Annotated in this window: 16 protein-coding genes and 1 tRNA gene; 8 read left to right on the forward strand and 9 right to left on the reverse strand. The window is 64.0% G+C overall.

Going from position 1 to position 15,017, the window contains the following annotated elements; translation table 11 throughout:
* Positions 1–8 precede the first annotated feature (8 nt).
* Entirely contained in the window at positions 9–536 is a 528-nt protein-coding gene (locus AC1DOX_RS16970) for a hypothetical protein (RefSeq protein WP_441620007.1), read from the reverse strand.
* A 402-nt stretch (positions 537–938) separates the two neighbouring features.
* On the opposite strand from AC1DOX_RS16970, the gene fdxA reads away from it, so the two are divergent.
* The 6 genes from fdxA to rpsU all read left to right on the forward strand — a co-directional run bounded on the left by fdxA (position 939) and on the right by rpsU (position 4,986).
* On the forward strand, positions 939–1,262 hold the full coding sequence (fdxA, locus tag AC1DOX_RS16975; protein ID WP_092134551.1) for a ferredoxin FdxA: 324 nt from the start codon (positions 939–941) through the stop codon (positions 1,260–1,262).
* A gap of 74 nt (positions 1,263–1,336) precedes the next feature.
* Positions 1,337–2,440, forward strand: coding sequence for an NAD(P)/FAD-dependent oxidoreductase (locus AC1DOX_RS16980; RefSeq protein ID WP_441620009.1), 1,104 nt, complete (start codon positions 1,337–1,339; stop codon positions 2,438–2,440).
* Between the two features lie 240 nt (positions 2,441–2,680).
* Positions 2,681–2,756: transfer RNA gene (locus tag AC1DOX_RS16985), tRNA-Asn, on the forward strand.
* Positions 2,757–2,936: 180 nt separating this feature from the next.
* Positions 2,937–3,776 (forward strand): AraC family ligand binding domain-containing protein, encoded by an 840-nt coding sequence (locus tag AC1DOX_RS16990; protein ID WP_441620011.1) that lies wholly within the window; start codon positions 2,937–2,939, stop codon positions 3,774–3,776.
* Between the two features lie 25 nt (positions 3,777–3,801).
* A complete protein-coding gene (locus tag AC1DOX_RS16995) occupies positions 3,802–4,410 on the forward strand; it encodes a LysE family translocator (RefSeq protein ID WP_441620013.1) in 609 nt (202 codons plus the stop codon).
* A gap of 363 nt (positions 4,411–4,773) precedes the next feature.
* A complete protein-coding gene (rpsU, locus tag AC1DOX_RS17000) occupies positions 4,774–4,986 on the forward strand; it encodes a 30S ribosomal protein S21 (RefSeq protein ID WP_029044331.1) in 213 nt (70 codons plus the stop codon).
* Between the two features lie 82 nt (positions 4,987–5,068).
* Here rpsU and AC1DOX_RS17005 read toward each other — a convergent pair whose 3' ends face one another.
* Together AC1DOX_RS17005 and AC1DOX_RS17010 are read right to left on the reverse strand one after the other, a co-directional pair.
* On the reverse strand, positions 5,069–5,686 hold the full coding sequence (locus AC1DOX_RS17005) for a LysE family translocator (RefSeq protein ID WP_441620015.1): 618 nt from the start codon (positions 5,684–5,686) through the stop codon (positions 5,069–5,071).
* Between the two features lie 97 nt (positions 5,687–5,783).
* A complete protein-coding gene (locus AC1DOX_RS17010) occupies positions 5,784–6,314 on the reverse strand; it encodes a PaaI family thioesterase (protein ID WP_441620017.1) in 531 nt (176 codons plus the stop codon).
* Between the two features lie 186 nt (positions 6,315–6,500).
* Here AC1DOX_RS17010 and nodI point away from each other — a divergent pair, with 186 nt between their 5' ends.
* Both nodI and AC1DOX_RS17020 read left to right on the forward strand, forming a co-directional pair.
* Positions 6,501–7,394, forward strand: coding sequence for a nodulation factor ABC transporter ATP-binding protein NodI (gene nodI, locus AC1DOX_RS17015; RefSeq protein WP_441620056.1), 894 nt, complete (start codon positions 6,501–6,503; stop codon positions 7,392–7,394).
* 1 nt (position 7,395) lies between these two features.
* The gene (locus AC1DOX_RS17020) at positions 7,396–8,253 is read left to right on the forward strand and encodes an ABC transporter permease (RefSeq protein WP_441620019.1); all 858 of its coding nucleotides are present in this window, start codon (positions 7,396–7,398) and stop codon (positions 8,251–8,253) included.
* Between the two features lie 69 nt (positions 8,254–8,322).
* Here AC1DOX_RS17020 and AC1DOX_RS17025 read toward each other — a convergent pair whose 3' ends face one another.
* The 6 genes from AC1DOX_RS17025 to accD form a co-directional block, all read right to left on the reverse strand.
* The gene (locus AC1DOX_RS17025; protein WP_441620021.1) at positions 8,323–9,531 is read right to left on the reverse strand and encodes an O-succinylhomoserine sulfhydrylase; all 1,209 of its coding nucleotides are present in this window, start codon (positions 9,529–9,531) and stop codon (positions 8,323–8,325) included.
* Positions 9,532–9,569: 38 nt separating this feature from the next.
* A complete protein-coding gene (gene purF, locus AC1DOX_RS17030; protein WP_092134565.1) occupies positions 9,570–11,099 on the reverse strand; it encodes an amidophosphoribosyltransferase in 1,530 nt (509 codons plus the stop codon).
* Between the two features lie 103 nt (positions 11,100–11,202).
* The gene (locus AC1DOX_RS17035) at positions 11,203–11,700 is read right to left on the reverse strand and encodes a CvpA family protein (protein WP_092134567.1); all 498 of its coding nucleotides are present in this window, start codon (positions 11,698–11,700) and stop codon (positions 11,203–11,205) included.
* A 58-nt stretch (positions 11,701–11,758) separates the two neighbouring features.
* Entirely contained in the window at positions 11,759–12,514 is a 756-nt protein-coding gene (locus AC1DOX_RS17040) for an SPOR domain-containing protein (RefSeq protein WP_441620023.1), read from the reverse strand.
* Positions 12,515–12,550: 36 nt separating this feature from the next.
* Positions 12,551–13,861, reverse strand: a complete 1,311-nt coding sequence (folC, locus tag AC1DOX_RS17045) for a bifunctional tetrahydrofolate synthase/dihydrofolate synthase (RefSeq protein WP_441620025.1) — start codon at positions 13,859–13,861, stop codon at positions 12,551–12,553.
* 124 nt (positions 13,862–13,985) lie between these two features.
* Positions 13,986–14,858 (reverse strand): acetyl-CoA carboxylase, carboxyltransferase subunit beta, encoded by an 873-nt coding sequence (gene accD, locus AC1DOX_RS17050; RefSeq protein ID WP_092134570.1) that lies wholly within the window; start codon positions 14,856–14,858, stop codon positions 13,986–13,988.
* Positions 14,859–15,017: the final 159 nt, after the last annotated feature.

The following is a 15,017-nucleotide window of genomic DNA, read 5'->3' on the forward strand; positions in this document are numbered from 1 at the left end:
GCCGCGCATCAGCCACCGTCGAGATATCGCTGCGCTGGCTTCACATGCCGCCCCTGCACGCACCATAGCGGCTCGCCCTGCGCGTCCTGGCAGGAAACCAGCGTGGCCCGGTCGCGCGGCACGGCAGCCGGAAGCGGATCGGCAAAATAGCCTGATGCCACGATGATGCGCTCCTGGTAGACCGGCCGTCCTGCGCGGTCGAAGCGCAGCACCTGGATCAGCGTGTTGGGCGGTGGCTGCAATGCCGGGTCGCACGGCAGGAAGCCCTCACGATTACAGTTGGCGAGCGCCTCGCCGGCCGGGGCACGGACGACGCTGAAGCTGTCCCAGTCGAACGCCGTCAGCGCAGAGAGCGTCACCGGCTGGTCCGTCCGCGCACGCCATGCCACCAGCCGGGAGACCACGCTGCCGGCCATCTCCCCCTGGGTCGGCGCGTTGGCCAGTCCCTGCGCGTCGGCAGGCGTCAACGCCGCACAGAGCATGGCCGCGGCGGCGAGCAGGCAGGCGAGGTGGCGCTGGCGGGCGAATACCGGCATGGTGAATATCCTTGTTCGGCAAGGGTTTTTTCCCACGAAAACCATTGGAAAAGCCCCGGGTGACACAGGGGAATAGTAGTCCCTCCGTGCCCCATCCGACACCCGAATCCCGCTCGGCACCCACCCCAAACTGCCCTGCAGGCCCATTCCAGCGGGGTGTCGGCACAAAAGTACATAAAGAAATAAGAAAACTATCTGACCCGGCTATATAGACTGGCTATCCTTGCGGGAAGGCTCGGATACAATATCGGTCTTTGAAAGGCCACGGCCCCCGTTCGCCCCGACTTACCCCGATTGACATGCGCGTTGCGCGCGTGTCTGTCGGCCAGCCGGGTGAGCGGCAGGCAAGAAGCGGCCTGAACAGTTTCCCATCAAAGACCGATCCGTTTTTCTGGAACCGAAATGACTCACGTTGTCACCGAATCCTGCATCCGTTGCCGCTACACCGACTGCGTTGATGTGTGTCCGGTCGATTGTTTCCGCGAAGGCCCGAACTTCCTGGCCATCGACCCCGACGAATGCATCGATTGCGCTGTGTGCGTCGCCGAATGCCCGGTGAACGCGATCTACGCCGAGGAAGACGTTCCGGGCGACCAGCAGCAGTTCATCGACCTGAACGCCGAGCTGGCCCGGACGTGGCCGTCCATTACCAAGACCAAGGCGCCGCTGGCCGAGGCCGAGGAATGGAAGGACGCCACTGACAAGCTGCAATACCTGCAGCGGTAAAACAAAAGAAAGCCGTCCCCGCGCTTTCCCGCAATGCCGGGCACATCGCGTGCCCACAACGTATCAGGACGAATATGGACTTGAGCATTCCAAATCCCGTGGCCGACGCGACCCAACAGGCCGGCGGGAACCCCGGCGGGCAGCCGCTGGAAATCGATGCGCTGATCGTGGGCGCAGGCCCCGTCGGCCTGTTCCAGGTCTTTGAACTGGGGCTGCTCGAAATCAAGGCGCACGTGATCGACTCGCTCAAGGTAGTGGGCGGCCAGTGCGTCGAGCTCTACCCGGACAAGCCTATCTACGACATCCCGGCGGTGCCCATCTGCACGGGCCAGGAACTGACCGACAACCTGCTCAAGCAGATCGAGCCGTTCGAGCCCACGTTCCACCTGGGCCAGGAAGTCGCCGTCGTGGAACGCCGCGAAGACGGCCGCTTCTTCGTCGAGACGTCCCTCGGAACGCGCTTCATCACGAAGACCATCTTCATCGCCGCTGGCGTGGGCTCGTTCCAGCCGCGCACGGTGAAGGTCGAAGGCATCGACAAGTTCGACGGCAAGCAGTTGTTCTACCGCGTGAAGGATCCGAACCGCTTCCACGGCCGCAACCTGGTCATCGTCGGTGGCGGTGACTCGGCGCTGGACTGGACGCTGGACCTGGTCGGCAAGGCCGAGTCCGTGGTGATGATCCACCGACGCGACGGCTTCCGTGCCGCGCCCGCCTCTGTCGCCAAGATGAAGGAACTGTGCGAACAGATGGAGATGCAGTTCATGGTGGGCCAGATCAGCGGCTACGAGGAACGCGACGGCCTGCTCACCGAGATCAAGGTCACCGGCGGTGACGGCGTGACGCGCCGACTGCCGCTGGACGACCTGCTGGTGTTCTTTGGCCTGTCGCCCAAGCTCGGCCCGATCGCCGAGTGGGGCCTCGAGCTCGAGCGCAAGCAGATCAAGGTGGATACGGAGAAGTTCGAAACGAACATCCCGGGCATCTTCGCCGTGGGCGACATCAACACCTACCCTGGCAAGAAGAAGCTGATCCTCTCGGGCTTCCACGAGTGTGCGCTGGCCGCTTTTGGCGCTGCGCCGTACATCTTCCCGGAGAAGAAGATCCACATGCAGTACACGACGACGTCGCCGAAACTGCACAAGATCCTCGGCGTGGATTCGCCGGTGTTCGACTGATCTGTCGACGCGAATACAAAAAGACCGCCTCCGGGCGGTTTTTTTGTTTGCACAAATCAAAAAGCTGGCTATAATGCGGCCTCGCTGCTGAACACGGCGCGAAGCAAACGGCGGAAACGCCCGCTGCAAGCCGGTTCCAGGGCGACCCAGAGTTTTGGAAACGACTTCCAACGAAAATAAAACGTTGAAAAGTTGTTGACGAAACGAAGAGAAGCTGGTTATAATTTCTTTCTCAGCTGTTCCCCGATAGCTCAGTCGGTAGAGCGCCGGACTGTTAATCCGTAGGTCCCTGGTTCGAGCCCAGGTCGGGGAGCCAACCGATAGAAGAGGAAGGCCGATGCGAAAGCATCGGCCTTTTTCTTTTTCCGCTCTCCCCTTCCGCCTCCCTTCCCTCGCTTCGCCCCTCCCTGCACAAACGTTCCAGAAAATTCTCGTATCCATCGCTAGGATAGGGAAACTAGGCGCCACGCCCGCCACCACTCCCCCCGGAAACGCAGTGAGCCCCCAAAGCTGGATCGATCTGAAGCAGGATGCCGAAACCGGCATCGAGACGATTCGCGCCCATTTCGTAGGCCACGCCTACGATCCGCACTGGCACGACAGCTACCTTGTCGGCTACACCGAACAAGGCATCCAGAAATTCCATTGTCGTCGCACCATCCACAGCAGCACGCCGGGCAAGGCGTTCACGCTCGAACCCGGCGAGATTCACGATGGCTATGCGGTCGCACCGGATGGCTTCACCTATTCGATGCTCTATCTCGATGCGCAGTGGGTCGAGCGCGAACTGCGCGCATTGTTCGAGGAAGCCCCCGCGCATTGCCAGCCAGGCTTCACGCAGACGCTAACCGAGAACCCACCCCTGATCGTCGCGATCCAGCGCGCGTTTGCCGTACTTCAGCAGCCGGAACTGCGCATCGTCAGGCAGACGGCCCTCGACACCCTGCTCGGCCAACTCACGACGCAACTGCATTGGCGCGCCCGGCAGGGGCTCGATCCCCGCCTGCCTCTGGTTGCCCAACGTGCGCGCGATTATCTCCACGACCACCTGGATCAGGACGTCGGACTCGACGACCTCGCCGCGGTCAGTGGCGTCGATCGTTTCCGCCTGACGCGCGCGTTCAAGGCCGCGTTCGGTATCGCCCCGCATGCGTACCTCGTGCAGTTGCGGCTCGCGCGGGCGCGCCACCTGCTTGCGCGGGGCGCGACCCCTGCCGACGTGGCCGTCGCGCTTGGCTTTGCCGATCAGAGCCATCTGGGCCGCTGGTTCCTCCGGGCCTATGGCCTGACACCGGCGCTCTACCGCAAGCGGTGCTCAAATCTTCCAGACGCGTGAAGGACGCGGCGGCAACAATGGCCGCATGCACCAGACCCTGCCGTTCCTCCCCTTTCTGCTGTTTGCGATCGTGGCATCGATCACACCCGGCCCGACCAACGTGCTAGTGCTCAGCAACAGCGCCCGGCATGGGGTGGCCGCCACATTGCCGATCATCGTCGGCGCGTGCGGAGGTGCCGCATTGCTCGTGCTGACCGTCGGGATCGGCATTGGCGATACGCTGGCGCGCCATCCCGATGTGCAGCGCGCCATGTCATGGGCCGGCGTGCTATGGCTAACGTGGCTCGCGTGGCAGATCTTCAGCAGTCCGGCTGCCGGCGTCGAGATCGGCGCGGAAAGCAAGCGACCACTAGGCTTCCTTGGCGCGGCCGGCCTGCAGCTCGTCAATCCCAAGACATGGATGATGGCGCTCGCGGTTGTCAGCGTGTTTGCGGGCCATGGCGCCGCTCAGACGCGGAATGTGGTGCTGCTGTCGCTGATATTCTTTGTGGTGGCGATGCCATGCATGGGTGCGTGGGCCTTCCTCGGTGCGGGAGCCGCGCGGTTTATCCGATCGCCGAGGCTCATGAAGTGTTTCGACCGCCTCATGGCGCTGGTTCTGCTGACCTCGGCATGGCTGAGCCTGCTAGGTTGAGCCAATGCCAGGAACACGATGCATTGGCGCACGATACGACGCTTTTTGCGGCAACAGAGGCAGCTTTCGCGCCTTTTGCTTGACTCCCGATTCGTATACCTGTAAAAGCTTACCGGCGTATCACTTGCGCAATATCCAAGGAAACAGGTAGTCGCCAAGTTTTTACTACGTAGGAAAATTTGGCCCATCACCCCTGACACTGGCAGTACGGACCTCGGTCTACGCTTCAGGTTCGCGGGGGCGCACCGCGGCATTCGCCGCAGCGTGCAATACCACCGTCGCAGAAGGCTCCGGAGCCCCAACGCGACGACGTTTCCCCCCGTATGAACCCGCCGCGCTCGCGGCATTCCCAAAAGGACTGAGTTGACTAAGATCGTTCTGAAACCGGGTGAACCCGTTGAAGTTGCAATGCGTCGTTTCCGTCGCGCCATTCTGCAGACTGGCCTGATCGTGGAACTGAAGAGCCGCACCGCCTACGAAAAGCCGACGACCGAGCGCAAGCGCAAGAAGAAGGCTGCCGAGTCGCGTCTGCGTAAGCGTCTGCGTATGCAAATGCTGCCGAAGAAGCTCTACTGATTCGCGCGCACTGCAACAAAAAAACCGCCAGCATGCTGGCGGTTTTTTTTCGTCCTCGCGGACCCAGTTCACTGCGGCGCAATCAACTCCGCGCGGCAATCAGCGCGCCCGCGCCGATCAGGGTAATGCCACCGGCTCGCTGAACATTGGCCTGCGCGCGACGCGTGGTCAGGCGCGTCGCCAACGATCGCGCCAGCAGCGCATAAACCATTGCATTCGCACTCGCCAGGACGACAAAGGTCGGGATCAGCACCACCGCCTGCGGCCAGAATGCCAGTTTGGCGTCCAGGAACTGCGGCACGAAGGCTACAAAGAATACGATGCTCTTGGGGTTCAGCGCCGTCACCAGCCACGCCTTGATAAAGCGCTGACGCGCGCTACCGGATTGCGACGACACATCGAGCGCGTTGGCACGACTGGCCGACCGCAGGGCCTGGATACCCAGATAGACCAGATAGGCGGCACCGACCCATTTCAGGGCCGTGAAGAGCGCGGCGGAGGTCGCCAGCACGGCGCCCAGGCCGGCCATCGACAGCGTAAAGGCGGTGAGATCTCCGGCGGCCACGCCGGCTACCGTGGCGAAGGCGCTGCGGCCACGATGCGCCAGCGCGTCACCGATGACCAGCAGGATGGTGGGACCGGGGATGATGAGAAGAACCAGGCTTGTCAGCGCAAAGGCCAGCCAGTGCTCGAAAGACATGTTGCCTCCTTGGGAATTCTTGTCATGGATCTTGTTGAATGGGCCAGGCCCAGCGTGCAAGGCTAGTACGAAACCACCCTGCGCGCTTGCCGCCCCATCAGGCCGGCAGCGGGAACAGCAGGCACGTGGTCGTCGCATAGGCGTACAGCTTGCCTTGCACATCGACCAGACGCCCTTCGGCGATGCCGATCTGGCTGGTCAGACTCACCACCTTGCCCTCCGCGCGAATAGGGCCGGTATGCGTGGTCAGCGGGCGGACGTAGTTCACCTTGAGCTCAAGCGTCGTATAACCCTTCCCCGCCGGCAGCATGGTGTGCACGGCGCAGCCGACGCAAGAATCCAGCAGCGTGGCCGCGTAGCCACCATGGACGGTGCCCAACGGGTTGTAGTGCTGCGGCCCCGGCGTTCCCTGGAAGACGAACCGGCCCGGCTCGTATTCCATCGGCACGAAATCGACGAGATCGCCGATGGGAATGCCCGGCAGCGTCCCTGAAAAGATATCGTCAAAGAACTCCGGACCGGAGCGCGCACGCAGTTCGTCACGCGTGATCAGCCCCGGCGGCGCCAGTCGTGCCCGCACCCGTTCCTCGGCGGCCTGCCACTGGGCCAGCACTTTTTCAACGCTCATGATCCGATGTCTCCTGTGAAGGTTGCGCCGCGCACCATGGACTGGCATCGTCTTCGGACGCATCCCGGAACGATACCTGCAACGGCTGTTTCTTGCTGCATTGCGCCACCGGATGCCCCGCGCGATGACCGGCATAATGGCGGGATATCGCACTCACGAGGCCCCGCCTTGACTGCCATCCTGCAAATGCGCAATGTGCGCAAACTCTACGGAGACACTGTCGTCGTCGACAACCTCGACCTCGAAGTGCAACGCGGCCAGTGCTTCGGCCTGCTCGGTCCCAACGGGGCGGGCAAGACCACCACGCTGCGCATGCTGCTGGGGCTGACCACGCCCGCGTCGGGCACGCTGATGTTGTGCGGCGAGCCGATTCCCCAGCGCGCGCCGCAGGCCCGTATGCGCGTGGGCGTGGTGCCGCAATTCGACAACCTCGACCCCGATTTCTCCGTGATCGAGAACCTGCGTATCTTCGGCCGCTACTTTGGCCTGTCGTCGGCGGAAATCGCCCGGCGGGTACCCAAGCTGCTGGAGTTCGCACGGCTGGAGAATCGCGCCGATGCCCAGGTGCGTGACCTGTCCGGTGGCATGCGGCGGCGGCTGACCGTAGCGCGCGCGCTGATCAACGACCCGGATCTGCTGGTGATGGATGAACCCACCACGGGTCTGGACCCGCAGGCACGCCACCTGATCTGGGAGCGCCTGAAATCCCTGATGTCGGCCGGCAAGACCATCTTGCTCACCACGCACTTCATGGAAGAGGCCGAGCGCCTCTGCAACCACCTGTGCGTGATCGATGCCGGCCGCAAGATCGCGGAAGGCAAGCCGCATGAGCTGATCGACCGGGAAATCGGCTGTGACGTGGTGGAAGTCTATGGCGACGAACTCGAGCCGCTGCGCGCCAACCTCACGCCACTGGCCGAACGCACCGAAATGCGCGGCGAAACGCTGTTCTGCTACGTGCGCGACCCCGCCCCGCTTCTGAACGCCCTGAACGGGAAGGGCGGCGTGCGCTACCTGCACCGGCCTGCCAACCTGGAGGACGTGTTCCTCAAGCTGACCGGCCGCGACATGAGAGACTGACATGAGCGAACAAGATCCCCGCACACCGGAGGCAACGGCGATCGCCCGTCCGGCATCCGCCGCCCCGCCCCGCCAGCACTATCCCCAGCCGCTGCTGCCACGCAATGCACGCAACTGGATGATGGTCTGGTACCGCAACTACATGGTCTGGAAGAAACTGGCCATCCCGTCGATGATCGGCAACCTGGCCGACCCGATGATCTATCTCTTCGGCCTGGGGCTCGGGCTCGGGCTGCTGGTGGGCCAGGTGCATGGCGTGTCGTACATCGCCTTCCTGGCCGCCGGTACGACGGCTTCGAGCGTGATGATGTCGGCGAGCTTCGAGTCGATGTACTCCGCGTTCTCGCGCATGCATGTGCAGCGCACGTGGGAGGCGATCATGCACGCGCCACTGACGCTGGGCGATGTGGTGCTGGGCGAGATCCTGTGGGCCGCCAGCAAGGCCGTGCTGTCGGGCGTCGCGATCATGCTCGTGGCCAGCGCGCTGGGCTACGCGCAATTTCCCAGCGCGCTGGCGGCGTTGCCCGTGATCGTGCTGGCAGGCATCGCATTTGCCAGCCTGGCGATGATCGTGACGGCGCTCGCGCCGAGCTACGATTTCTTCATGTTCTACCAGACGCTGGTGATGACGCCGATGCTGCTGCTCTCGGGCGTGTTCTTCCCGCTCGAGCAATTGCCTGAGGGCGCGCGGGCGGCGACCAGCGTGCTGCCGCTCGCCCACGCGGTGGCGCTGATCCGGCCATTGATGCTGGGCCGCCCCGTCGAGAACGCACCGCTGCACCTGGCGGTGCTGGCCGCSTATGCGATTGCGGCACTGGTCATCGCGTTGGTGCTCCTGCGACGCCGATTGCTGCGCTGAGCGCTGGACATGACAAAAAAGGGCAGCCGGTCTGGCTGCCCTTCCTGTTTGACGATGTCCTCGCCGCTCTTAGCTTCCCAGCCCGCGCAGCAGATCCGCCTTCAAGTCCACCACCGACTCCAGGCCTACCGCCAGGCGGATCAGTCCTTCGCTGATGCCGGCCGCCGCCTTGGCTTCCGGCGCCACGCGGCCGTGCGTGGTCGTGTACGGGTGGGTGATCGTCGTGCGCGTGTCGCCAAGATTGCCGGTAATCGAGCAGACCTTGGTGTTATCGATCACGCGCCAGGCATTGGCACGCTGCTGCTCCGGCGTGGCGCCCTTCAACTCGAACGACACGACGGCGCCGCCGCCGCTCTGCTGGCGCTGTGCAATCTCGTACTGAGGATGCGATTTCAGCGCCGGGTGGAACACCCGGTTCACGGCCGGGTGCGACTCCAGGAACTCGGCAATCGCCAGCGCACTCTGCGAGTGGCGCTCCATGCGGATCGCCAGCGTCTCCATGCCCTTCAACATCACCCAGGCGTTGAACGCGGACAGCGTGGGGCCTGCCGTGCGCACGAACGGAAACACCTTGCCCATGATGAAGTCGTGCTTGCCCAGCACGGCGCCACCGAGCACGCGCCCCTGCCCATCGATATGCTTGGTGGCTGAATGCACGACCACATCGGCACCGAACCGGATCGGCTGTTGCAGCGCCGGCGAGCAGAAGCAATTGTCCACCACGAACAGCGCACCGGCATTGTGGGCGATGTCGGCAACGGCCGCGATGTCCGACACCTCGGTCAACGGGTTCGACGGCGTTTCCAGGAAGAACAGCTTCGTGTTCGGCTTCACCGCCGCGCGCCACGCGGACAGATCGCCGCTGTCGACGTAGGTCGTCTCCACGCCGAATTTCGCCAGGATGGTATTGAACAGCGTCATCGTCGAGCCGAAGATCGAACGCGAGCTGACCAGGTGGTCGCCGGCCTGCAGCGACGCCAGCGCCACCGACAGGATCGCGCTCATGCCCGATGCCGTGGCCATGCAGGCCTCGGCACCTTCCAGCGCGGCCAGGCGCGACTGGAACATCGACACCGTCGGGTTGGTGAAGCGCGAGTAGGTGTAGCCCTCCTCCGAGTTTGCAAAGCGCTCGGCAGCCTCGGCGGCGCTGTTGAAGCAGAAGCTGGAGGTCAGGTACATCGCCTCCGAGTGCTCCATGAATTCGCCGGTACGCAACGTGCCGGCGCGTACGCCGAGGGTATCGATGCCGAGGGAGTCAGGATTGAACGGTTCGCTCATGCTGCTTTGCTGCCCAGATATGAGGGTTGGTCTTGGTCTTACTCGTTGCCGCTCGAACGCTGCAGATGCAGCTGCGAGCGTTCCGTATCGCCGTTGGTGCCGTCGCGGTCCGCCTGGCTGCGGGCCGTTTCCAGTCGCAGCAGGTAGGCCTCGTCGATATCGCCCGTGACGTAGCGGCCATCGAAGCACGATGCATCGAAGTCACGCAGCGCCGGATTGATGTCGCGCACGGCCTGCTTCATGGCTTCCACGTCTTGGTACACGAGCTTGTCGGCACCAATCATGCGTGCCACTTCCTCGTCGGTGCGGCCATGGGCCACCAGCTCGCTGCGCGTGGGCATGTCGATGCCATACACGTTCGGGAACTTCACGGGCGGCGCGGCCGAGGCAAAGATCACCTTGTTGGCGCCGGCGTCGCGCGCCATCTGCACGATCTCGAACGACGTCGTGCCACGCACGATCGAATCATCTACGATCAGCACGTTCTTGCCCTTGAACTCCACGCCCATCGCGTTGAGCTTCTGGCGCACCGACTTCTTGCGCACGGCCTGGCCCGGCATGATGAAGGTGCGGCCCACGTAGCGGTTCTTGAAGAAGCCCTCGCGGTAATCCACGCCCAGCGAGTTGGCCACTTGCATGGCGGCCGGACGGCTGGAATCGGGAATCGGCATGACCACGTCGATGTCGCCACCGGACACCTCACGGCGGATCTTCTCGGCCAGGTAGTCACCCATGCGCAGACGCGCATCGTAGACGGGCACGCCGTCGATGCACGAGTCCGGACGGGCCAGGTAGACGTATTCGAAGATGCAAGGCGTCAGCACGGGGTTCTCCGCGCACTGCTTGCTGTAGAGCTTGCCGTCGAGATCGACGAAGATCGCCTCGCCCGGGGCCACATCGCGGTCCATGCGGTAGCCGATGCCTTCCAGGGCCACGGATTCGGAAGCGATCAGGTATTCCTTGCCCGCCGGCGTGTCGACGCTGCCGATGCACAGCGGCCGGATGCCGAACGGATCGCGCACCGCCAGCAGGCCATAGCCGGCAATCTGCGCCGTGATGGCGTACGCACCCCTCACGCGGCGATGCATGCCGGCCACGGCCTTGAAGATGGTCTCCGGATCCAGCGCCTTGCCATTGCTGGCCCGCTGCAGCTCGTCGGCCAGCACGTTCAGCAGGACTTCGGTATCCGAATGCGTGTTGATGTGGCGGCGGTCGCGGCGGAACATTTCCTCGCGCAACTGCTCCGAGTTGGTCAGGTTGCCGTTGTGGGCCAGGATGACGCCATACGGCGCGTTCACGTAGAACGGCTGGGCTTCTTCCTCGCTCGATGCGGAACCGGCCGTGGGATAGCGCACCTGGCCGATGCCGGACGTGCCCGGCAGGCCGCGCATATTGCGGGTGCGGAACACATCGCGCACGAGGCCGTTGGCCTTGTGCATGTGGAAGGTGCTGCCGTTGGCCGTGGCGATGCCAGCTGCATCCTGTCCGCGGTGTTGCAACAGCAGCAGGCTGTCATAAATGAGTTGGTTGACAGGGCTGGTGGAAACCACGCCGACGATACCGCACATGCCGAACTCCCAGGAAAGGCGAATGATTCAGGGGCGCGGTCCCGTCTTGGGCGGACGGGACCCGCATTGTTACTGCCACGCGGGTGGGCCTGTCGGCCACGCCTCACGCTTTCACATACTTGGCCAGATCCGGCGGCAGCCAGTGCCGCAATTCGTTCATGGCCTGCAACACATAGGGGCGCGACACCGCGTCACGCCAGAACGGCTCCTCAGGCAGCTTCGTGAGCCCCGCCAGCACAACGACGAGCATCACGATCAGCACGCCGCGCGCCAGGCCGAAAAACAACCCGAGGCCGCGGTCCGCCGGCTTCAGGCCTGTGGTCTCCAGAAGCTGGCCCAGAATCGTGCCGGCCAGTGCCGCGACGATCCAGGTGCCGAAGAACACCACCAGGAACCCCAGTGCACTGCGCGTCAGTTGCCCCCCAGGCAGCGATTCAGGCATCCACTGCGCCGCCATGCCGCCGAAGTGATAGGCCAGCACGAAGGCCACCACCCAGCCGACCAGCGCCAGGACCTCACGCACGAGGCCACGCAGGATGCCGATCAGGCCAGAGGCCACCACGATAAAGGCAACGCCGTAGTCGAAAAAAGTAAAAGCCATGCGTCTGGCGCGTGTCCCTGACAAATGGGGGCGATGTGGCGCCCGGCAATAGTGGGCGTTACTGCTCGACCACCTTGGAGGTCAGGCCCACGGCCTTGACCCGCTTGTCGGCCGCATCGGCGGCATCACGATCGGCAAACGGGCCGGCACGCAACAGGATGCGCTCGCCATCGGCCAGCACTTTCTTTTCCAAGTAGGCCGGCACCTTGCTCGCCTTGAGCTTCGCCAGCCAGTTTTTTGCACGTTCCTCCGACGAGAACGCGCCAATCAGAATCAGGTACTTGCCACTGCCGGTGGCCTTGTCCGCCTTGTCCTGCTTCGCGTCGGCGACCTTCGCATCGGCCTTGGCATCCGGCTTCGCATCAGCCTTTGCATCGGCCCGCGGCTTGTCCGACGTCGCGGCCGCGGGGGCGCTGACCAGTTCCTCGCCAGCATCGAGCGCGGCGTCATTGCGGGACGGGTTCTGCGCAGGTGGCAGCGGATCGGCCTTGCGGGCCTCGACCTTGGGCTTCTGGGAGACGCCCTGCCCGTTCGCGACCTTGACGGCCACGTCTTCCGACACCGGGCGCGGCTTGTGTTCGAACACGATGGGCAGGACGATGACCGCCGCCACCAGCAGTACCACCGCGCCAATCAGGCGGCGCCGTGCACGTTGCTTCTGGGGAAAATCGGGGTCGAGGGTGTCGTCGGCGTATTCCTCCGCCAGCCGGCGCGACGAAGCGATGCCGGCGCCCGCGTCCGAGCGCGTGCGGCGACCGCGTCCGGGTGCCGGGTCAGTGCCCTTGCGGGACGAGAACAGCGAAAGCAGGCCCATAGATGCCCAAAGAGTGGTTCGGTGCGATGTCGTCGACTAGTTCGCCTGGGTGGCGCGATATGCCATCACGCCGGCAACCGTATAGAACGACCCGAAGACTAGGATTCTATCATTCTCGGTCGCTCTCTCGATGGCATCTCGATATGCCATTTCCGGGCTCGAGAAGCACGCGGCCGTATTGTCCGGGCCTTCCCGGAAGCCGCCCGCCTCAAGCTTTTCCAGCACCTCGGCGGCGCTGGCGGCGCGGTCCGTAGGCAGGTCGCACAGGCACCAGTGGTCAACCTTGTCCGCCACGTGGTGCAGCACCCCGGCGATGTCCTTGTCCGCCATGGCGCCAAACACCGCGTAGGTGTAGCGGAAGAACCCCATGTTTTCGAGGTTCTGGCCCAGCGTGGCGGCCGCATGGGGATTGTGCGCGACATCGAGGATCACCGCAGGACGGCCCGGCATGACCTGGAAGCGGCCTGGCAACTCCACGAAAGCCAGCCCGTTGCGGACTTCTTGCGCACTGACGGGCAACTGCGGACGCATGGCCTGAAGTGCCGCCAGCGCGGCGGACGCGTTCAGGAGCTGATTGGCTCCGCGCAGCGCCGGGTATCCCAGCCCATTGAGCTTGCGGTCACGTCCCGCCCAGTCCCATTGCTGACGCTCCTGGCCCTTGGCCGCCTGATGGCGAAAATCGCGGCCCACGAGCCACAGGTCGGCGCCGATGGCCTCGGCGTGGTCGATCAGCGATTGCGGGGGCATCGGGTCGCCGCAGATGGCGGGCACATTCGGGCGGAAGATGCCGGCCTTCTCGTAGCCGATCTTCTCGCGCGTGTCACCGAGGTACTGGGTGTGGTCGATGTCAACGCTGGTGATGACAGCGCAGTCCGTATCGATCACATTGACGGCGTCCAGCCGGCCGCCCAGCCCCACTTCCAGGATGATCGCGTCGAGCCCCGCTGCGGCGAACGCGTGGATGATGGCCAGCGTGGTGAATTCGAAGTACGTCAGGCTGACCGGGTCGGCAAAGCTCGTCCGTGCACGCTCCACCGCCTCGAAGTGCGGCAGCAACTGGGCATCGGTGGCCTGCTCGCCATTGATGCGCGCGCGCTCGTTGAAGGTGATCAGGTGCGGCGACGTATGCAGGCCAACCTTGTAGCCCGCCTCCAGCAGGATGCGCTCCAGTATCGCGCAGGTGGAGCCCTTGCCATTGGTCCCGCCGACGGTGAAGACCACGGCGTCGATCCGCAGGCCCATTGCTTCCTTGACGCGCGTGATGCGGGTCAGGCCCATGTCGATGCCCACGGGGTGAGCGGTTTCCAGGTGGGTCAGCCAGTCGGGGAGATGATGGAAAATGGGCATGCTTGTGGATTCGAACTTCAGGTTGCTTCTGCTTCGACGTCGCAGGCGTGGTGGCGGTTCGCCCCAGAAAACAAAATGGCGCGGGTCAGCACCCGCGCCATTGTCCTGCATTCACGCCAATCTTTCAGGCTACCGCGTCCGCCGGTTGCTTTTGCAGCAGCGCCAGCAGTTGCGCCAGTTCCGCGCGCAGCTTGCGGCGATCGACGATCATGTCGATCGCGCCCTTCTGCATCAGGAATTCGGCACGCTGGAAGCCTTCCGGCAGCTTCTCGCGCACGGTCTGCTCGATCACGCGCGGTCCGGCAAAACCGATCAGCGCCTTCGGCTCGGCGATGACCACATCGCCCAGGAACGCAAAACTGGCCGATACGCCACCCATGGTCGGATCGGTCAGCACGCTGATGAACGGCAGCTTGGCGTTCGACAGCTGGTTCAGCATGGCCGTGGTCTTGGCCATCTGCATCAGCGACAGCAGGCTTTCCTGCATGCGCGCACCACCCGTGGCGGTAATGCAGATGAACGGCACCTTCTGCTCCAGCGCCGCCTGGGCACCGCGGGCAAAGCGCTCGCCCACCACCGAACCCATGGAACCGCCCATGAACTCGAATTCGAAGCAGCTCACCACCACCGGGATGGTGTGGATTGCGCCACCCAGGACCACCATCGCGTCAGTCTCGCCGGTGTCCTCCATGGCGGCCTTGATGCGGTCCGGGTACTTCTTCGTGTCCTTGAACTTCAGCGCGTCCACCGGCACGATTTCCTGGCCGATCTCATAGCGGCCCTCGGCGTCCAGCAGCGCGTCCAGGCGCTCGCGGGAGCGGATGCGCATATGGTGGTCGCACTTCGGGCAGACGTGCAGATTGGCCTCGACATCGGTCCGGTACAGCGTGGCCTCGCACGACGGGCACTTGACCCACAGCCCTTCCGGAATGCCCTTGCGGGTGGAGGGGTCGGTCTGTTGAATCTTGGGAGGCAGGAGTTTATCCAACCAGCTCATGAAAGCTCCTTTCGGATAGCTGCCGCCCGCGCGCCAGCCCCCTCGGCAGGGTCTGGTACAGGGACGGCAGGGAATCAGGCCGCGAATTTACCACGCCGGGGCCGTCTAGCCGAAGCAAAACCCGATCGTTGTTATCAATACATCACAATATTGGGCGAG

The organism is Cupriavidus sp. 01L415, assembly GCF_056400065.1.